At 68.7% G+C, this 19,158-nt stretch carries 15 protein-coding genes and 2 pseudogenes; 12 read left to right on the top strand and 5 right to left on the bottom strand.

Annotated features, from left to right (window positions below; translation table 11 throughout):
• Positions 1-71: 71 nt before the first annotated feature.
• Positions 72-371, bottom strand: coding sequence for an FtsB family cell division protein (locus tag CLG85_RS22815; protein WP_224846504.1), 300 nt, complete (start codon positions 369-371; stop codon positions 72-74).
• A gap of 208 nt (positions 372-579) precedes the next feature.
• Positions 580-1,758, bottom strand: a complete 1,179-nt coding sequence (locus CLG85_RS22810) for a phosphoglycerate kinase (protein WP_260350094.1) — start codon at positions 1,756-1,758, stop codon at positions 580-582.
• Positions 1,759-1,918: 160 nt separating this feature from the next.
• Between CLG85_RS22810 and CLG85_RS22805 the strand changes: the two genes are divergently transcribed.
• Both CLG85_RS22805 and CLG85_RS22800 read left to right on the top strand, forming a co-directional pair.
• Positions 1,919-2,425 (top strand): peptidylprolyl isomerase, encoded by a 507-nt coding sequence (locus CLG85_RS22805; protein WP_260350092.1) that lies wholly within the window; start codon positions 1,919-1,921, stop codon positions 2,423-2,425.
• Entirely contained in the window at positions 2,418-2,966 is a 549-nt protein-coding gene (locus CLG85_RS22800) for a peptidylprolyl isomerase (protein WP_095884026.1), read from the top strand. The genes CLG85_RS22805 and CLG85_RS22800 overlap by 8 nt, the downstream gene beginning before the upstream one ends.
• A 101-nt stretch (positions 2,967-3,067) precedes the next feature.
• Here the strand turns inward: CLG85_RS22800 and CLG85_RS22795 are convergent, their stop codons facing one another.
• Positions 3,068-3,958 carry a GNAT family N-acetyltransferase gene (locus CLG85_RS22795; protein ID WP_260350091.1) on the bottom strand — a complete coding sequence of 297 codons (891 nt, stop codon included), beginning with the start codon at positions 3,956-3,958 and terminating at the stop codon, positions 3,068-3,070.
• 38 nt (positions 3,959-3,996) lie between these two features.
• On the opposite strand from CLG85_RS22795, the gene CLG85_RS22790 reads away from it, so the two are divergent.
• The 4 genes and pseudogenes from CLG85_RS22790 to CLG85_RS27900 all read left to right on the top strand — a co-directional run bounded on the left by CLG85_RS22790 (position 3,997) and on the right by CLG85_RS27900 (position 9,541).
• The gene (locus tag CLG85_RS22790) at positions 3,997-4,152 is read left to right on the top strand and encodes a hypothetical protein (protein WP_260350090.1); all 156 of its coding nucleotides are present in this window, start codon (positions 3,997-3,999) and stop codon (positions 4,150-4,152) included.
• A gap of 159 nt (positions 4,153-4,311) precedes the next feature.
• A complete protein-coding gene (guaB, locus tag CLG85_RS22785; RefSeq protein WP_095884372.1) occupies positions 4,312-5,760 on the top strand; it encodes an IMP dehydrogenase in 1,449 nt (482 codons plus the stop codon).
• 185 nt (positions 5,761-5,945) lie between these two features.
• Positions 5,946-7,102, top strand: a pseudogene (locus CLG85_RS22780) (RsmB/NOP family class I SAM-dependent RNA methyltransferase).
• Between the two features lie 218 nt (positions 7,103-7,320).
• A pseudogene (locus CLG85_RS27900) lies at positions 7,321-9,541 on the top strand (hybrid sensor histidine kinase/response regulator).
• A 4-nt stretch (positions 9,542-9,545) separates the two neighbouring features.
• Here CLG85_RS27900 and CLG85_RS22770 read toward each other — a convergent pair.
• The gene (locus tag CLG85_RS22770) at positions 9,546-10,139 is read right to left on the bottom strand and encodes a gamma-glutamyl kinase (protein ID WP_095881953.1); all 594 of its coding nucleotides are present in this window, start codon (positions 10,137-10,139) and stop codon (positions 9,546-9,548) included.
• 183 nt (positions 10,140-10,322) lie between these two features.
• On the opposite strand from CLG85_RS22770, the gene recA reads away from it, so the two are divergent.
• The gene (recA, locus tag CLG85_RS22765) at positions 10,323-11,390 is read left to right on the top strand and encodes a recombinase RecA (RefSeq protein ID WP_095881954.1); all 1,068 of its coding nucleotides are present in this window, start codon (positions 10,323-10,325) and stop codon (positions 11,388-11,390) included.
• Positions 11,391-11,718: 328 nt separating this feature from the next.
• Here recA and CLG85_RS22760 read toward each other — a convergent pair whose 3' ends face one another.
• Entirely contained in the window at positions 11,719-12,042 is a 324-nt protein-coding gene (locus CLG85_RS22760; protein ID WP_095881955.1) for a HesB/IscA family protein, read from the bottom strand.
• 122 nt (positions 12,043-12,164) lie between these two features.
• On the opposite strand from CLG85_RS22760, the gene CLG85_RS22755 reads away from it, so the two are divergent.
• From CLG85_RS22755 to nagZ, 5 genes are all read left to right on the top strand, one after another.
• Positions 12,165-13,331 carry a deoxyguanosinetriphosphate triphosphohydrolase gene (locus tag CLG85_RS22755; protein ID WP_095881956.1) on the top strand — a complete coding sequence of 389 codons (1,167 nt, stop codon included), beginning with the start codon at positions 12,165-12,167 and terminating at the stop codon, positions 13,329-13,331.
• A 103-nt stretch (positions 13,332-13,434) separates the two neighbouring features.
• The gene (locus CLG85_RS22750; RefSeq protein ID WP_260350088.1) at positions 13,435-15,300 is read left to right on the top strand and encodes a cation:proton antiporter; all 1,866 of its coding nucleotides are present in this window, start codon (positions 13,435-13,437) and stop codon (positions 15,298-15,300) included.
• An 89-nt stretch (positions 15,301-15,389) separates the two neighbouring features.
• Positions 15,390-17,132, top strand: coding sequence for an arginine--tRNA ligase (gene argS, locus CLG85_RS22745; protein WP_095883320.1), 1,743 nt, complete (start codon positions 15,390-15,392; stop codon positions 17,130-17,132).
• Positions 17,133-17,218: 86 nt separating this feature from the next.
• A complete protein-coding gene (locus CLG85_RS22740) occupies positions 17,219-18,157 on the top strand; it encodes an SPOR domain-containing protein (protein WP_224846523.1) in 939 nt (312 codons plus the stop codon).
• The gene (nagZ, locus tag CLG85_RS22735) at positions 18,154-19,155 is read left to right on the top strand and encodes a beta-N-acetylhexosaminidase (protein ID WP_260350087.1); all 1,002 of its coding nucleotides are present in this window, start codon (positions 18,154-18,156) and stop codon (positions 19,153-19,155) included. Before CLG85_RS22740 ends, nagZ begins: the two co-directional genes overlap by 4 nt.
• Positions 19,156-19,158: the final 3 nt, after the last annotated feature.

Here is a 19,158-nt window from a genome sequence, read left to right as displayed (position 1 = left end):
ACGGTGTGAGTGCGCGCGCTTAGCGCACGGTGTGAGTGCGCGCGCTTAGCGCACGGTGTGAGTGCGCGCGCTTAGCGCACGACGATCTCGTCCGAACGGATCATTCCCAGCACGTCGCGGGCCTGTTGGTCCAGGAGGTCGAGGTCGAGGTAATCGTCCGACAGGCGCAGAGTGACGTTTTCCATGTGCGCGACCTCGGCGTTGATCCCGTCGAGTTCGGCGGCGAGCCGGTCGGCCTCCACCTCGATCTCGGCGCGGCGGAAAAGGCCGTAGTCGCCCTGCACGGCGGCAAAGGTGAAATAGCCCGACAGGCTCAGCGTGATCACCGCGAAGACGAGGCCCCCGAAGGCCGGTTTGCGTCTGCCAGTCATATGCGTGGGTCCTGTTGCCTGTATGCGGTGTGCTCTGCTCTGCGCCGCGATCCCTCTTTGCGTGGGGATCCGTCCGACGTCGGGGAAACCCTGACACAGCCGAGGGCACATGGAAATCCCCCGTGGCGCAGGTCCCTGTAAAATTGGTGCGATTGCGCGACGATTGTGGCCGATCGGCCCGACTGCCGGGCCGATCGGATCGATTATCTCAGCCGAGCGCGGCGACGCCGGGCAGGGTCTTGCCCTCCATCCACTCGAGGAAGGCGCCGCCGGCGGTGGAGATATAGGTGAAATCGTCGGCCGCCCCGGCCTTGTTGAGCGCCGCCACCGTGTCGCCGCCCCCGGCGACCGAGACCAGCTCGCCATGCGCGGTGCGCTTGGCGGCGAACTTGGCCGCCGCGTTGGTGGCGGCATCGAAGGGGGCGATCTCGAAGGCGCCGAGTGGCCCGTTCCAGATCAGCGTCGCGGCGCGGGAGATGGCCTGCTCGACATGGGCGACGCTGTCCGGGCCGGCATCGAGGATCATCGCATCGGCGGGGCAAGCCTCGGCGGGCACCACCTCGGAGGGGGCGTTCTCGCGGAACTCGCGCGCCACCACCACGTCGCGCGGCAGCAGGATCTCGCAGCCCGCCGCGGCGGCCTTTTCGGCGATCGCCTTGGCGGTTCCGGTCATCTCGTGCTCGCAAAGCGACTTGCCCACGTCGACGCCCTGCGCGGCGAGGAAGGTGTTGGCCATGCCGCCGCCGATCACCAGCATATCGACCTTCTCGACCAGGTTGCCGAGCAGGTCGAGCTTGGTCGAGACCTTGGCGCCGCCGACCACCGCCAGCACCGGGCGCTTGGGCGCGCCGAGCGCGGCTTCCAGCGCCTCGAGCTCGGCCTGCATCAGCCGGCCCGCGCAGGAAGGCAGCAGGTGCGCCAGCGCCGCGGTCGAGGCATGGGCGCGGTGCGCCGCCGAGAAGGCATCGTTGCAATAGACATCGCCGAGCGCAGCGTAGCGCTTCGCCAGATCGGCGTCGTTCTTTTCCTCGCCGGGCTCGAAGCGCGTGTTCTCGAGCAGCACCACCTGGCCCTCGGCGCAGGCGGCGATCACTGCCTCGGCCTCGTCCAGCGTGGCGAAGTTGACCTTGGTGCCGAAGGCGGCCTCGAGCGCGGGCACCAGCATCTTCAGCGACATCTCGGGCACGATCTTGCCCTTGGGGCGGCCGAAGTGCGCCAGCAGGATCGGCGTGCCGCCGCGCGACAGGATGTCCTGCACAGTGGGCGCCACGCGTTCGATGCGGGTTGCGTCGGTGACCACGCCGCCGTCCACCGGCACGTTGATGTCGACACGGGTGAGCACGCGCTTGCCGGCGAGTTCCATGTCGTCGAGGGTCTTCCAGGCCATCTCGGTCCTCCTGATCCTTTGTTGCTCAAAGGTCTGCCCCGAGCCGCGCGCGAGGTCAATGCGACAGCGGTCGGTGCGGTGGGCCCGAGGGAGGCGCATCTTGGCATTCGGGCGCGGGCGGACTAAATCTCGCGCAACGAACGCCATAGGGAGTATCGACATGGCCGAGATCAAGGACCCCGAAAACACCATCCTCATCGAACTGAAGGGCGGCACCGTCACCATCGAGCTGCTGCCCGACGTGGCGCCGAAGCATGCCGAGCGGATGAAGGAGCTGGCGCGCGCGGGCGAATATGACAACGTCTGCTTCCACCGCGTGATCGAGGGCTTCATGGCGCAGACCGGCGACGTCGAGCATGGCGACATGGAAGACGGCTTCAACCTGCGCCGCGCCGGCACCGGCGGCTCGCAGCTGCCCGACCTGCCCGCCGAATTCTCGCGCCTGCCGCACGACCGCGGCACCCTCGGCGCGGCCCGCTCGATGAACCCGAACTCGGCCAACTCGCAGTTTTTCATCAACTTCAAGGACAACCATTTCCTCAACGGCCAGTACACCGTCTACGGCCGGGTCGTCGAAGGCATGGAGCATGTCGATGCGATCACCCGCGGCGAGCCGCCTGCCGAGCCCGACCGGATGATCTCGGTGAAGGTGGCGGCAGATGCGTAAGCTCGCGCTTCTGCTCTCCCTCGTGGCCTCGCCCGCGCTGGCGGCGGGGCTCGACGTCGAAGTCGCGGGCGAGGGTGCCAATGGCACCTTCCACATCGAGCTCTTCGACGATGTCGCGCCGCAGCACGCCGCGCGGCTGACCGAGCTGGCCAGCTCCGGCGAGTACGACGGGGTGGTCTTCCACCGCGTGATCGAGGGCTTCATGGCGCAGACCGGCGACGTGCAGTTCGGCCGCGAGGGCAACGACATGCGCATGGCGGGCACCGGCGGATCGGACCTGCCGGATCTGCAGGCAGAGTTCTCCGACAAGGACTTCGCGCGCGGCGTGGTCGGCATGGCGCGCTCGCAGAACCCGGACTCGGCCAACTCGCAGTTCTTCATCATGTTCGCCCCGGCGCCGCATCTGAACGGCGCCTACACGGCGGTGGGCGAGGTGACCTCGGGCATGGAGGTCGTCGACGCGATCAAGCGCGGCACCGGGCCGAACGGTGCGGTGGTCGGCAAGCCCGACATGATGGTCAAGGTCACGCCGACCGAGTGAACGCGGCGCCTCCGGGCGCCGGGTGAGGGGCGCCGCCCCTCGGCGCTGCGCGCCTCACCCCCGGGATATTTGGACCTAGAAGAAGAAGGGGCTGGGCACCGTCAGGTGGCCAGCCCTTTTGGCAGGTGGCGGGCGAGCGGCGCGAGGGCGCGGCTGCGCAGCCATGTGCCCGCGAGGCGGTGGAGCCGTGCCCCAGTGCCGAGCTTGAAGTGGGCGATGCCCGGCGAATCGTCGCTGTTGAGGATGCCGAGATCGAGCTGCTCATGTCCCTCTGCCGCAAGCCAGCGCATCGCCTCCCAGAGCAGCAGGTTCATGGCATTGGCAGCGCGGCCCTGCGGTGTCGAGACGCCGGTGGTCCAGCTCGCCATGCGCCCGTGCCGAAGCACCGCGATGGCGGCGACGGGGGAGCCCTGCTGCCGCGCCTCCCAGACCAGTGCCGCGCCGGGATTGGCCCGGGCGAAGGCGGCAAGGAAGGGAGGCGGCAGGTTGCGGTAACGACGGGCGCTGGCCTGCGCCGCCTCGGCTGCCAGCAGCCAGTGCCCGCCGTGCAAGGGCAGGCGGCGCAGGGACAACCCTGCGCCTTCGGCGCGGGTGAGCCGGTTGCGCCATTTCTGCCGAAGCGCCGCGCGCATCTGGGCCTCGGGGCCCAGCGGCAGGAGGGCAAGCGTGGCCGGCGTGAGCAATGGCCAGAAACCCGCTTTGCGCAGCGCCGCGACCGAGACCCCCTCGGCGTTCAGCAGCAACGGCCCGGGCGGGCGCAGCTCCCCTAGCCAGGCTTCGGCCTGCGCGGGCTCCGCCGTTACCGGCCCGCGCGAGAGCAGCGCGACCTCTCCCAGCAGCGGCAGCCGGCGCGCCTGCACCTGCCAGCGCAGCAGCGCGCCCCCGGGCAGGGTCGCCTCGGCCCAACGGCAGGGCACTCCCAGCGCGGCGCAGGCGCGGGCGTATTCCGGCGATTGCGGCAGGGGCAGCGGCGGCAGCGTCATGCCCGCCATTAACCCGACCGAAAGTGAGCGCGGGGTTAACTGACCGCATGACCGCCCCGCGCCGCCCCCCGCAAGCCCTTGCCCCGCGCCCTAGGCCGACCCGCGCCGCGGCGCTGCTGCTGGCGCTGCTGCTCTCCTTGCCCTTCGCGCTCATCGCGCTGGCCGAAGTGGTTTTCGGCGCGTCCCTAGCCCCTTTCTTCTAGGTGGAAATATCCCGGGGGAGCCCGCAGGGCGGGGGCGGAGCCCCCCTGCTGCGCTGCCCGCGCCGCAGCCCCGCGACGAAGTTCCGTGGGGTCTTTCCCCCGCCGAGCATCCGTGCAATAGGGACGTGCCAACCGATACCCTCCCAAGGAGCCGCCCCCATGGAGATTCGCGAGGCCTTCACCTTCGACGATGTTCTGCTGCTTCCCGCAGCTTCCAGCGTTCTGCCGTCCACGGCCGACACGCGCACCCGGGTCACCAAGAGCATCGCGCTCAACATCCCGCTGCTCTCTTCGGCCATGGACACGGTCACCGAGGCGCGCATGGCGATCACCATGGCGCAGGCCGGCGGCATCGGGGTGATCCACAAGAACCTCGATGTCGAACGCCAGGCGCAGGAAGTGCGCCGGGTCAAGCGTTTTGAAAGCGGCATCGTCTACAACCCGGTCACCCTCACCCCCGACCAGACTCTGGCCGATGCGCAGGCGCTGACCGAGCGCTACGGCTTCACCGGCTTCCCGGTGGTCGACGAGCAGCACCGCGTGGTCGGCATCGTCACCAACCGCGACATGCGCTTCGCGCAGAAGCCGGACACGCCGGTGCGGGTGATGATGACGTCCGAGAACCTCGCCATCCTGCGCGAGCCCGCCGACCGCGACGAGGCGATCAGCCTGATGAAGGCGCGCCGGATCGAGAAGCTGCTGGTCACTGACGCGCAGGGCAAGCTCACCGGCCTGCTGACGCTCAAGGACACCGAGAAGGCCGTGCTCAACCCCACCGCCTGCAAGGACGAGCTGGGCCGTCTGCGCGTTGCCGCCGCGACCGGCGTGGGCGACTCGGGCTTCGAGCGCACCGCGGCGCTGATCGATGCGGGCGTCGACATCGTGGTGATCGACACCGCCCACGGCCACAGCGCCGGGGTGATCGACGCGGTGGCGCGGGCCAAGGCGCTGTCGAACCAGGTGCAGGTCATCGCCGGCAACGTCGCCACCGGCGATGCCACCCGCGCGCTGATCGACGCGGGCGCGGATGCCGTCAAGGTCGGCATCGGCCCGGGCTCGATCTGCACCACCCGCATGGTTGCCGGTGTCGGCGTCCCGCAGCTTACCGCGATCATGGATTGCGCCAAGGCCGCCGGCGACGTGCCGGTGATCGCCGACGGCGGCATCAAGTTCTCGGGCGATTTCGCCAAGGCCATCGCCGCCGGCGCTTCCTGCGCCATGGTGGGCTCGATGATCGCCGGCACCGACGAGAGCCCGGGCGAGGTGATCCTCTACCAGGGCCGCTCGTTCAAGGCCTACCGCGGCATGGGCAGCCTTGGCGCCATGGCGCGCGGCTCGGCGGACCGCTATTTCCAGAAGGATGCGGCGAGCGACAAGCTGGTGCCCGAGGGGATCGAGGGGCAGGTGCCCTACAAGGGCGCGGCGGGCGCGGTGATCCACCAGCTCGTCGGCGGCCTGCGCGCCGCCATGGGCTACACCGGCAACGCCACGGTCGAGGAGATGCGCAAGAACTGCAATTTCGTGCGCATCACCAACGCCGGCCTGTCGGAGAGCCATGTGCACGACGTGCAGATCACCCGCGAGAGCCCGAACTACCGCGTCGGCTGATCGCGTGATCCGCGAGGAAACGGGGGCCGGTCCGGAAGGACCGGCCCTTTGTCTTGCGCCCGCGACGCCGGGAAAGCGCTGGACGGGGCGCGGCGCGCGCGGGTAGAGGGGCGGGCGACAGCGGCAGGAGCACGAGACGACATGCAGCACGATAATCCGATGATCCCCGCCTTGAGGATGCAGCGATGACCCCCGGCGCACGGCTTCAGGCCGCCGCCGAGGTGCTCGATCGCATCGCCGCTGGAACCCCCGCCGAGCAGGCGCTGCTTGGCTGGTCGCGCGGCGCCCGCTACGCCGGCTCGAAGGACCGCGCCGCGGTGCGCGACCATGTCTTCGACGTGCTGCGCCGCTGGCGCTCCACTGCCGCGCAGGGTGGCGGCGAGAGCGGGCGGGCGCGGCTCATTGGTCTGCTGCGCCAGCAACAGATCACCCCCGAGAGCCTCTTTACCGGCGACGGCCATGCGCCCGCGGCGCTGACGGCCGAGGAACAGGCCGCGGGACATCTGCCCGAGGGGGCCGAGGCCCGCGATCTTCCGGACTGGATCGACGCGTTGCTGACCGAGAGCCTCGGCGCGGAAGCGGCCCCAGCCGCCGAGGCGCTGCGGGGGCGCGCGCGGGTCTTCCTGCGGGTGAACCGCCTGCGCGGCGATCTTGCCACGGCGCAGGCCGCGCTGGCGGGGCGAGGGCATCCGAGACCCTGCCGCATCCGCTCGCGACGGGGGCGCTCGAGGTCACCGAGGGCGCCCGCCGCATCGCCCAGAGCCAGGCCTTCGCCGAGGGGCTGGTCGAGCTGCAGGACGTGGCCAGCCAGGCGGTGGTCGAGGCTCTGCCGCTGGCGCCGGGGCTGCGGGTGCTGGACTATTGCGCCGGCGGCGGTGGCAAGGCGCTGGCCATGGCCGCGCGCACCGGGGGCGAGGTCGCGGCGCATGATGCCGATCCGCGCCGCATGTCCGACCTTCCCGCCCGTGCCAAGCGCGCGGGGGCGCGCATCCAGGCCGTCGCCAGTCCCAAGGGCGTCTACGACCTGGTGCTCTGCGATGTTCCCTGTTCCGGCAGCGGCGCCTGGCGGCGCTCGCCCGAGGGCAAGTGGCGGCTGACCCCGGAGCGGCTGGACGAGTTGACCAAGGTCCAGGCCGGAATCCTCGATATCGCGACGCATCTGGTGACGCCCGGCGGGGTGCTCGCCTATGCCACCTGCTCGATGCTCGCGGCGGAGAATGCCGCGCAGATCGAGGCGTTCCTTGCGCGCCATCCCGGCTGGAGCCTGGAGCAGCAGCGCCAGTTCCTGCCCGGCGACGGCGGTGATGGCTTCTTCTCGGCGCAGCTGCGCCGGCCCGACTGACCTGCGCCTCGGACCCGCGTGACGCTTGGGAATGTGTAAGTTAACCTTTGGTTAATCCTGCATATGCGACATGGTGCATGGGGATACGGAAGCAAAAGGATGGCCGCGTGACGCGATCCGCGTTGGACGAGGACGAGCGCGGGCGGAGCGGGTTTCGGCAGGCTCTGCCGGGGCTCGCGCTTGCCGCCGCAGGGCTGGTGTGCCTGGCGCTCGGCGCGATGATCGAGGGCAGGGAGGGGGCGTTGGCGGTCGAGGCCGCCGCGGGGGCCTTCCTTGCGATCAGCGGCCTGCTTGCGCTGCAGCATTTGCTGGGGAGCAGGCGGCTCCAGGGCGAGCTCGCGGGGCTGCGGCAACTGGTCGAGGCCGATCCCGCCCCGGCGCTGCTCGAGGATCACCGCGGCCAGATGGTTCTGGCCAACCGCGCCGCGCAGCAGCGGTTCGTTCTCGCCGCCGGTCAGGATCTCGGCGATGTGCTGACCGAGATGGGCGCGGATGCCGAGGCCCTGAAGCTGCGCCTACGGCGTCGCGCCGAGGGGCGTGGCGGTGCCCACGAGGACATCCTCTCTTCTGCCGGGCGTCACCGGCTCACGCTGGCCGAGGTCCGGGGCTTCAGCTACTGGCGCATTGAGCGCCTGCCGGATTTCGACGTGTCCGGCAGCGGCCCGGCGGGTGCCCCGGCGGACAGCGCGTCCGGGGCCGAGGGCACGGCGCAGGTGCCGGTGCTGACCGTCGGGCGCAGCGGCGCGGTGCTCTACATGAACGCCGCGGCGCGGCGGATGGTCGGGCGGCGCATCAAGCGGCTCGACGAGGTGCTGGAGCTGCCGCTGCGGGTGGGCAAGGTGCAGCAGATCCTCTCTCCCGAGGGGGCGCGGAGCGTGCTCATCCGCTGCTCGGACGCCGGTGTCGGTCGGCAGGAGGTGGTGCTGCATCCGGTGGATGCGGCGGGGGCGCCAATGGTGCGGGACGGGGTCGACAACCTGCCCGTGCCGCTGCTGCGGCTCGCGCCCGACGGCCGCATTCTGCGTGCCAACTGCGAGGCCTGCCGCATGCTCGAGGTGGACAGCGCCGACGGCACCTCGATCGAAGCCCACATGGAGGGGCTCGGCCGGTCTATCACCGACTGGCTGGCCGAGGCGGCGGCGGGCCGCGGCTTGCACCGCTCGGAATTCCTGCGTCTCGTGCGGCCCGAGCGCGAGGTCTTCGTGCAGGTCACGCTGAACCGGGTGCTCGAGGCGGGGCGGGCCGAGCTGATCGCGGTGCTGAATGATGCCACCGAGCTGAAATCGCTCGAGGCGCAATTCGTGCAGAGCCAGAAGATGCAGGCCATCGGCCAGCTCGCCGGTGGCGTCGCGCATGATTTCAACAACCTGCTCACCGCGATCTCGGGACATTGCGACCTGCTGCTGCTGCGCCACGACCAGGGCGATGCGGATTACGCCGACCTGCTGCAGATCAACCAGAACGCCAACCGAGCCGCCGCGCTGGTGGGCCAGCTGCTGGCCTTCTCGCGCAAGCAGACGCTGAGCGTCGAAAAAACTCGACCTGCGCGACACGCTGTCTGACCTGACCCACCTGCTGAACCGTCTGGTGGGCGAGCGGGTGAACCTCAAGCTGAGCCACGATCCGGTGCTGCCGCCGATCCGCGGTGACCGCCGCCAGCTTGAGCAGGTGATGATGAACCTCGTGGTGAACGCGCGCGACGCCATGCCTGACGGCGGCGAGATCGAGATCGAGACGAGCCGCTGCGTGGTGCATGAGGTGCTGGTCCGCGACCGCGCCCGGGTCGAGCCGGGGCTCTATGCCAGCGTCAAGGTGATCGACCGGGGCTCGGGCATCCCGCAGGACAAGCTGCAGAAGGTCTTCGAGCCCTTTTTCACCACCAAACGCACGGGCGAGGGCACCGGGCTCGGTCTTTCGACCGTCTACGGCATCGTCAAGCAGACCGGCGGCTTCATTTTCGTCGACAGCGTGGTCGGCGAAGGGAGCTGCTTCACCTTGCTCTTTCCCGCCCATGAAGAGACCAGCGTGGCGGAACCTGCTGCGCCCGAGCCGGCGCGCGACAGCGCGCCGCGGCAGGGCAGCGTGGTGCTGCTGGTCGAGGACGAGGCCCCAGTGCGCGCCTTCGCCGCCCGCGCCCTGCGCCTGCGCGGCTTCACGGTGATCGAGGCCGAAACCGCCGAGCAGGCGCTCGAGGTGCTGCAGGATCCCGAGCTGAAGGTGGATGTCTTCGTCACCGACGTGGTGATGCCGGGGATGGACGGGCCGAGCTGGGTGCGCCACGCGCTCGAGATGCGGCCCGGCACGCGGGTGGTCTTCGTCTCGGGCTACGCCGAGGAGTCGCTCGACAAGAGCCGCGTGGCGGTGCCCAACTCGGTGTTCCTGCCCAAGCCCTTCTCGCTGACCGAGCTGACCGAGACGGTCCAGCAGCAGCTCGCCTGAGGGTTCAGCGCGCCCGCTCCCAGAGCGCGAAGTCGGCCGCGCACTTGCGCCGCAGCTTGGCCTCGGTCGCGGGCGAAAGCGCGAGATCGGCGCGCGGCGAGACATTTTCGCGCGGCAGGTCGAGCCTGACCCCCAGCCGCTCTTCGAGGAAACCGGTGATCTCCGCCTGGTGTTCGTATCTGAACAGATGGCTGACTTCGGTGCCGTTGGGTCGCGGCTCGACGAATTTCGCCTGGCTGCCGACATTGGCGAAGGGCGGGCGCTCGCCGCTGGTATAGGCGTCGACGAATTGCTCAAAACTGAGGTCGCGGGTCGAGGTGGGTTTGCCGTCAAGGAAGTCGCGCTGGCGGTAGCGGTACCACGAGCCGAGCCAGGAGACGGGCTCGCGCACCACCGCCATGAGCTCCATGTGCTCGACACCCACCTTCTCGAACATCGGGCGGAAGAAGCGGTTGTAGCGGTAGACCGGCGCGTGTTTCAGCTCGGGCGGGTCGAGCACGCTCATCGACGCGTGCGGACCCAATGCCGTCTCATAGGCCGAGGTCCCCGTCTTGGGGACCGCGAGCAGCACCAGCCGCGCCTTCCAGAAAACCAGCATACCCCTGCCTCTCACCGTGGTCTTTTTGTCGATAAACCACTCTTTAACGCTGTTTCGCAACAGTGAGAACAGATGACGCTTGAAATGTTCTCCTTTTGGTCTCATAAGCTCGAATGAGAACAAGAGGCGAACGAAAGCAGCGATTGCCGCCCCGGACGCGGTATGAAATAAGGATCGGAAATCATGGCAACGGCAGATCTTCTGACTATGGACAGCAAGCGAAACGCGGACCGGCAAAAGGCACTCGACTCGGCGCTGGCCCAGATCGAGCGGCAGTTCGGCAAGGGTTCGATCATGAAGCTGGGCGGCGACAACGCCCTGCGCGACATCGAGGCGACCTCGACCGGCTCGCTCGGGCTCGACATCGCCCTCGGCATCGGCGGCCTGCCCAAGGGCCGGATCATCGAGATCTATGGGCCGGAAAGCTCGGGCAAGACCACGCTGACCCTGCATGTCGTCGCCGAGGAACAGAAGAAGGGCGGCGTCTGCGCCTTCGTCGATGCGGAACACGCGCTGGACCCGCAATACGCCAAGAAGCTGGGCGTTGACCTCGACGAGCTGCTGATCTCGCAGCCCGACACCGGCGAGCAGGCGCTGGAGATCACCGACACGCTGGTGCGCTCGGGCGCGGTCAGCCTGGTGGTGGTCGACTCCGTCGCTGCGCTGACGCCTAAGAGCGAGCTCGAAGGCGACATGGGCGACAGCTCGGTCGGCGTGCATGCGCGCCTGATGAGCCAGGCGATGCGCAAGCTCACCGCCTCGATCAGCCGCTCGAACTGCATGGTGATCTTCATCAACCAGATCCGCATGAAGATCGGGGTGATGTTCGGCTCGCCCGAAACCACCACCGGCGGCAACGCGCTGAAGTTCTACAGCTCGGTGCGTCTCGACATCCGTCGCATCGGCGCGATCAAGGACCGCGACGAGGTGGTCGGCAACCAGACACGCGTCAAGGTGGTGAAGAATAAGGTGGCGCCGCCGTTCAAGCAGGTCGAATTCGACATCATGTACGGCGAGGGCATCTCCAAGACCGGCGAACTGCTGGATCTTGGGGTGAAGGCCGGCGTGGTCGACAAGTCCGGCGCCTGGTACTCCTACGGCGACGAGCGGATCGGCCAGGGCCGCGAGAACGCCAAGACTTTCCTCAAGGAAAACAGCCAGATCGCCAATGAGATCGAGGACAAGATCCGCGCGGCGCACGGGCTCGACTTCCATATGTCCGAAGAAGACGGGGACGTGACCGAGGATTGAGGACTCCAGGCCGGAGGGGCGCTGCCCCTCTTGCCGCTGCGCGGCAATTCACCCCGGCGTATTTGGAAAGAGAAGAAGGGCGCGTCCGTGTTGGGCGCGCTTTTTCTTTTGTCCGCAGAGGCTTGCTGGATGCTATTGAGGCTCGAGGCGAGCTTGCGTTTGACCATGCGGGGGAAAGGCCCTTGTGTCGCGGTGTCGCGGTGTCGCGGTGTCGCGGTGTCGCGAGGGACTTCAGGTATGTCGCGAGCGGTCTTGATAGGCCAACGAAAAGGGCCGCGGCGGGTGCCGCGGCCCTTTGGCGCGTTCGACTGCGCCGTCGTGCGGCGCGTTACATCGAGAAGCTGGTGCCGCAGCCGCAGGAACTCGTGGCGTTCGGGTTCTCGATGGTGAAACGCGCGCCGATCAGCTCTTCGGAGAAGTCGATCACCGCATCGGCGAGGAAGGGCAGCGAGACGCTGTCGACCACCACGCGCTCGCCCTTGCGCTCGAGCACGAGGTCGTCGTCGGCAGCATCGTCGAGCTTGATCTCGTACTGGAAGCCCGAGCAGCCGCCGCCCTCGACGGCCACGCGCAGCGCCTTGCCCTGGGCGCCGGCGCCGATCTCGGCGAGTCGCTCGTAGGCGCGGTCAGTCACTTTCGGGGGCAGGTTCATGGGTCGCCTCAAAGGTTTATCTCCCGGTCAAGCCATAATATAGGGATCCGCGAGAGCAGCGGCAACCATTCGGCATGCATCGGGCGGGCCGTGCATCGAGGCACGTGAAAGGCAGAAGACAGATGGCGATCTATTCCTGCGATCCCGAGGGGGCACGGCCCCGCCGCGTGGCGGAAGAGGAGAGCGCGTTCCGTTCGTGCTTCCAGCGCGACCGCGACCGCATCATCCACAGCTCGGCCTTCCGCCGCCTCAAGCACAAGACCCAAGTTTTCGTCGAGCACGAGGGCGATTTCTACCGCACCCGGCTCACCCACAGCATCGAGGTGGCGCAGGTGGCGCGCACCATGGCGAACGCGCTGGGGCTGAACACCGACCTCACCGAGGCGGTGGCGCTTGCGCATGACCTCGGCCACACGCCCTTCGGCCACACCGGCGAGGACGCGATGCACGCGCTTATGGCGCCCTACGGCGGCTTCGACCACAACGCCCAGACCCTGCGCATCGTCACCCGGCTCGAGTGCCACTACGCCGAGTTCGACGGGCTCAACCTGACCTGGGACTCGCTCGAGGGGATCGCCAAGCACAACGGCCCGCTGCTGCCTCTGAAAGACGGCGAGACCCTGCCGCTGGCGCTGGCCGAGTACAACGCCGAGCATGATCTCGAGCTTCACACCCATGCCAGCGGCGAGGCGCAGGTCGCGGCCATCGCCGACGACGTGGCCTACAACAACCACGACCTGCAGGACGGGCTGCGCGCCGGGCTCTTCACCGAGGAAGAGATTGCTGACCTGCCGCTGATCAAGCCCGCCTATGCCGAGGTCGACCGCCTCTATCCGCAGCTCGATGCCTACCGCCGCCGACACGAGGCGCTGCGCCGGGTCTTCGGCTACATGGTCAGCGACGTGATCGACACCAGCCGGGCCCGCCTCGCGGCGGCAGATCCGCAAAGCTGCGACGACATCCGCCGGCTCGGCCATCCGGTCGTCGCCTTCTCGGACGAGATGTACCAGGAGCTGAAGCAGGTCCGGCATTTTCTCTTCACCCGCATGTACCGCGCGCCCTCGGTGGTGGTGATCCGCGAGAAGGTGACCCGTGCGCTGATGGAGCTTTTCCCGATCTACATGGACAACCCGCTGCTGCTGCCGGCACGCTGGCGCGCCACAGACCCGAAGAGCGAAACCGAGCTGGCGCGCATGGTGGCCGATTACGTTGCGGGCATGACCGACCGTTTCGCCCTGCAGCAGCACGCCAAGCTGACCGGTACCGACATCCTGCACGACGCGCGCTGAAGCGCCGATCGCGGGCCAAGCCCTTCATTGCACTGGACAGATCGGGGCCGCAGACCAGATCATGAGCGCGGCACAGGCCGCGCTTGCGTGAAAGGGCCCTGACATGACCGGACCGGAAACTGGCGGCATCGATCCGCTGCTGGGGTTTGCCCTCGTCGGCGCGCTTGGCGTCGGCTCGCAATGGCTGGCCTGGCGGATGAAACTGCCGGCGATCGTGGTCATGCTGGTGGCCGGGCTCGCCATCGGTCCGGGCCTTGGCGTGCTCGACCCGCACCAGGACTTCGGCGCGCTGATGGAGCCGATGCTGGCCATCGCCGTGGCGATCATCCTTTTCGAGGGCGGGCTGACGCTGAACTTCCAGGGGCTGCGCGACGCGCGGCTCGGGGTGCGGCGGCTTATCTTCCTTGGCGCGCCGCTCGGCTGGCTCGCCTCGGCGGCGGCGCTGCATTGGGTGGCGGGGCTGAGCTGGGAAAGCGCGGCGGTCTTCGGCGGCATCATGATCGTCACCGGCCCGACGGTCATCGCGCCGCTCCTGCGGCAGGCGCGTCTCAAGCACCGCCCGGCGGCGCTGCTGCAATGGGAGGCGATCGTCAACGACCCCGTCGGCGCGCTGGCCGCGGTGCTGGCCTTCGAGGTGGTCTCGGTGCTGGTCGACGCGGCCTCGGTCGGCGAGGCGATGGTCGACATGATCGTCGGCATCCTCGCGGCGGCGGCGCTGGGGGTGCTGGGCGGCTGGGGGCTGGCGCAGGCGTTCAAGCGCGGCAAGGTACCGGAATACATGAAGGTGCCGGTGCTTTTCGTATCGATGCTGGTGGTCTTCGCGCTGGCCGACTCGGTGCTGCATGAAAGCGGGCTCCTGGCGGTGACGCTGATGGGCGTGTGGATCGCCAACGCCGGCCTGCCGAGCTACGAGGAGATGCGCCGTTTCAAGGAACATGCGACGATCCTGCTGGTCTCGGGGGTGTTCATCCTGCTGGCGGCCAACATGAGCCGCGAGATGCTGGTCTCGCTTGACTGGCAGGCGCTGGCCTTCGTGCTCTCGGTGATCTTGCTGGCGCGGCCGCTGCCGGTGTTGATCTCGCTGATCGGCACCAACGTGCCGTGGAAGGAACGGCTGATGGTTGCCTTCACCGGCCCACGCGGCGTGGTGCTGGTGGCGGTGGCGGGGCTGTTTGCGCAGCGGCTGGTGGCGCTCGGGCTGGAAGACGCGGCGCGGATCCCGGCGCTCGCTTTCGCGCTTGTGGCGGCGACGGTGGTGCTGCATGGCTTCACGCTCGCCCCCATGGCCCGCGCGCTGGGGCAGACCGCGACCGAGACGCCGGGCGTGCTGATCACCGGCGGCTCGGACTGGTCGGTGGCACTGGGGCTGGCTCTGAAGAAGCTCGAACTGCCGGTGCTGATCGCAGATCCCAACCACGCCCACCTGCGCGAGGCGCGCGAGGCGGGGCTCGACACTTTCTTCGGCGACATCCTCTCGGAGGCGGCCGAGCACCGGCTCGATCTGGTCAGCTACGAGAGCCTCATCGCCGCGACGGACAACGACGCCTACAACACGCTGGTGGCCACCGACCTTGCGCCGGATTTCGGCCGCGAGCATGTCTTCCAGCTCAAGCGGGCGCGCGACACGTCGACACGCCACGCGCTGCCGGCGAGCCTTGGTGGGCGGCGCTTCGGGCCGGACGAGAGCTACGAGGAGGCCAACGCCCGCATTGCCCAGGGCTGGGAGTTCCGCATATCGCGGCTGACCGAGGAATTCACCATGGAGGACTGGCGTGAGAAGAACCCCGAGGCGATGATTGTCGGTGATCTCGGGCCGAACGGCACCTTCCGCCTGCTCGGCCCGGACGAGGCGCCGAAAGAGGCCGACGGCGTGCGATTGGTGGTGCTGGCGCCGAGGCGCGAGGAACGCGCGGACGGGCGGCGGGACGAGAGGGGCAACGACACTTTAAAAGGTGCCACGGCCGAGTAGGGCGCTTTCCGCGTGGTCCGCCGCATCTCGGCATTTGACCCCGCGGGCCAAGATGGTAGAGGAGCACGCGACCGTATGGAGACAGACAGATGAACCTCTTCACCGACATTCGCGCGCTTGTCCTGCAGGCGATCGAAGCGCTGCAGGCCGAAGGCGCGCTGCCCGAGGGCCTCGCCACCGCCGCCGTGACGGTGGAGCCGCCGCGAGACGCCTCGCATGGGGACATGGCGACCAACGCCGCGATGGTGCTCGCCAAGCCCGCCAAGCAGAAGCCGCGCGACATCGCCGAAGCGCTCGCCGCCAAGCTGGCCGAGGACCCGCGCATCGCCCTGGCCGAAGTGGCCGGCCCCGGTTTCCTCAACCTGCGCCTCGACCCGTCGGTCTGGCAGGCGCTGCCGGCGGCCGTGCTGACGTCGGGCACCGACTATGGCCGTTCGGAGATGGGGCAGGGGCTCAAGGTCAACGTCGAATACGTCTCGGCCAACCCCACCGGCCCGATGCATGTCGGCCATACCCGTGGCGCGGTCTTCGGCGACGCGCTGGCCTCGTTGCTGGCCTATGCCGGCTATGAGGTGACCCGCGAGTATTACATCAACGACGGTGGCGCCCAGGTCGACGTGCTGGCGCGGTCGGTCTACCTGCGCTACCTCGAAGCCCACGGCCGCACCGTCGAGTTTGAGGCCGGAACCTATCCGGGTGAGTACCTCATCGAGGTCGGCGAGAAGCTGAAGGCGCAGGTTGGCGATAAATATGTCGACCAGCCCGAGTCCGAATGGCTCGAGGAAGTGCGCAACTTCGCCACCGACGAGATGATGGCGATGATCCGCGAGGATCTGGCGCTGCTCGGCGTGAAGATGGATCACTTCTACTCGGAAAAATCGCTCTACGGCACGGGCAAGATCGAGGCGGCCATCGAGTCGCTGAGCCAGAAGGGGCTGATCTACCGCGGCGTGCTCGAGCCGCCGAAGGGCAAGAAGCCCGAGGACTGGGAGCCGCGCGAGCAGACGCTCTTCAAGTCGACCGAGCATGGCGACGACGTCGACCGCCCGATTATGAAGTCGGACGGCAGTTGGACCTATTTCGCCCCCGACATCGCCTATCACTACGACAAGGTGAGCCGCGGTTTCGACATGCTGATCGACGTCTTCGGCGCCGACCACGGCGGCTACGTCAAGCGGATGAAGGCCGCGGTTTCGGCGCTTTCGGATGGCAAGGTGCCGCTCGACGTCAAGCTGATCCAGCTGGTCAAGCTGTTCAAGAACGGCGAGGAATTCAAGATGTCCAAGCGGGCAGGGACCTTCGTGACCCTGCGCGACGTGGTCGAGGAAGTTGGCCCCGACGTCACCCGCTTCGTCATGCTGACCCGCAAGAACGACGCCACGCTCGACTTCGACTTCGCCAAGGCCGTGGAGCAGAGCCGCGAGAACCCGGTGTTCTACGTGCAATACGCCCACGCCCGCGTCTGCTCGGTGCTGCGCAAGGCGATCGAGGCCGGAATCGACGTGTCGGATGAAGCCCTTGCCGGCGCCGACCTCTCGGGCATGACCCACGAGGCCGAGCTGTCGCTGGCCAAGAAGGTCGCAGAATGGCCGCGCATCGTCGAGATCGCCGCCAAGGGCCACGAGCCGCATAAGGTCGCCATCTGGCTCAACGAGCTGGCCTCCGACCTGCACGGCCTGTGGAACCGCGGCCACGAAGAGCCGGACCTGCGCTTCTTGCAGGACGATCCCGCTGTCAGCCAAGGCAAAATCGCGCTGGCACGGGCCGTCGCGGTTGTCATTTCGGCCGGTCTTGGTATCTTGGGCGTGACCCCGGCAGAAGAGATGCGCTGAACCAAAGGCGCCTCGGGGCGAGTGAGCAGAGCAAGGTGGCCGGCGGGGAGACCCTGTGCCGGCCCGACAGGCAGACCGAGGCAAACATGGCGGATTACCCCTACGACGGGCCGGAAGCACCGGCCCCGACCGGGCGGAGAGCAGCATCCCTGGCAAACTGGGCCGGCGCAGCGGTGTCGCTTGCGCTGGTCGTCGGCGTCGGGATGTGGGGCTACGAGCTTCTCATGCGCGACGTGAACGGCATCCCCGTGGTGCAGGCGATGGACGGTCCGATGCGGATCGCCCCCGAGGATCCGGGTGGGTCGACGGCCGATCACATCGGCCTCGCGGTCAATGCCGTCGCGGGCACCGGCCTCGCCGAGCCCGGCGCCGACCGCCTCCTGCTGGCGCCGCAGGGCATCGGCTTGTCGGACGAGGACATGCCGCAAAAGAAGCTCGCCGCGCTGCGTGAGAAATCGGCGCAGATCGCCACCGCCTCGCTGTCGCAGGACGAGGCGCTGGCCGAGATCGACGCCGAGGGCGAGGAGGTCGACCCGATCCAGGCGCTCGCCGACCAGATCGCGGCAAACGCCCGTCCGCTCGGCGAGCTGTCGTCCGAGGAGGGCGAGGGTGAGCTGGTGGCCAGCGTCACCGGCGCAGCCCCCGCGGGCGCGCTGATCCGCTCGCTGCGCCCCTCGACCCGCCCCGGCGACCTGCTCAACCAGCCCGTGGCCCTGGCGCCCGCCCCCGTCGAACCTGCAGGGCCCGAGGAGATCAACGCCGAGACGCTGCCCGCCGGCACCCGCCTCGCGCAGCTCGGCGCCTATGCCAGCGAGGACGTCGCGCGGCAGGAATGGGAGCGCTTCAGCGCCCGCTTCGGCGAGTTCATGGACGGCAAGGATCGGGTGATCGAAAAGGCCAGCTCGGGTGGCCGTACCTTCTACCGTCTGCGTGCCGCAGGCTTTGCCGATCTCGCCGACGCGCGCCGCTTCTGCGCCGCCTTCGTTTCCGAGAACGCCGACTGCATTCCGGTGACCACGCGATGACCCACTTCGGAGCCACCATCCTTGCCCCGCTCGGCCTGACCCTGAGTGCCGAGGAGAAACGCTTCTTCGCCGAGGCCAACCCCTTCGGCTTCATCCTCTTCGCCCGCAACGTCGAGAGCGCCGAGCAGCTCAGCGCGCTGACTTCGGACCTGCGCGCCGCCGTCGGCTGGAACGCCCCGGTCTTCGTCGACCAGGAGGGCGGCCGGGTACAGCGCTTGCGTCCGCCGCTGGCCACAGAGTTCCTGCCGCCGCTCGACGAGGTGGCGCAGGCCGGCGAGAACGCCGCACGCGCCATGGAACTGCGCTTCCGCATCATCGCCGCCGAACTGCTTGCGGTGGGCATCGACGGCAACTGCGCGCCGATGCTCGACGTTGCCCGCCCGGGCACCCATGCCTTTTTGCGCAACCGCTGCTACGCCGAGGACGTCGCGCGGGTGATCGAGATGGGCAAGGCGGTGGTCAAGGGCCTCAGCGATGGCGGCGTGCTGCCGGTGATGAAGCACCTGCCGGGCCATGGTCTGGCGCAGCTCGACAGCCACAAGGACTTGCCGCGCGTCTCGGCGCCGCGCGAGGAACTCGAGGACATCGATTTCGCCGCCTTCCGCCCCTTTGCCGAGCTGCCGCTCGCGATGACCGCGCATCTGGTCTACGAGGGGCTCAACACCCGCCCCGCCACCGTCGATCCCGAGATGATCGCGCTGATCCGCGAGAACATCGGCTTCAGCGGCCTGCTGATGAGCGACGATTTGTCGATGGAGGCCCTTTCCGGCACCATCGGCGAGCGCAGCGCCGCCACCGTGGCCGCGGGGTGCGACGTGGTGCTGCACTGCAACGGCAAGATGGAAGACATGGTGCCGGTGGTCGAGGCCGCGGGCAGGATGACCGAGGCCGCGCAGGCGCGGGCCGAAGCGGCGCTCGCCGCCCGCACCCTTCCCGCCGAGATTGACATGGCGGCGCTCAAGGCGGAGCATGAGGCCTTGCTGGCCGGGCCTCGCTGATCA

The sequence above is a fragment of the Alloyangia mangrovi genome, from assembly GCF_002300555.2.
GTDB classification, from domain to species: domain Bacteria; phylum Pseudomonadota; class Alphaproteobacteria; order Rhodobacterales; family Rhodobacteraceae; genus Salipiger; species Salipiger mangrovi.
Note: the sequence above shows the minus strand (reverse complement) of the source record. Positions and strands in the feature narration are given on the sequence as shown.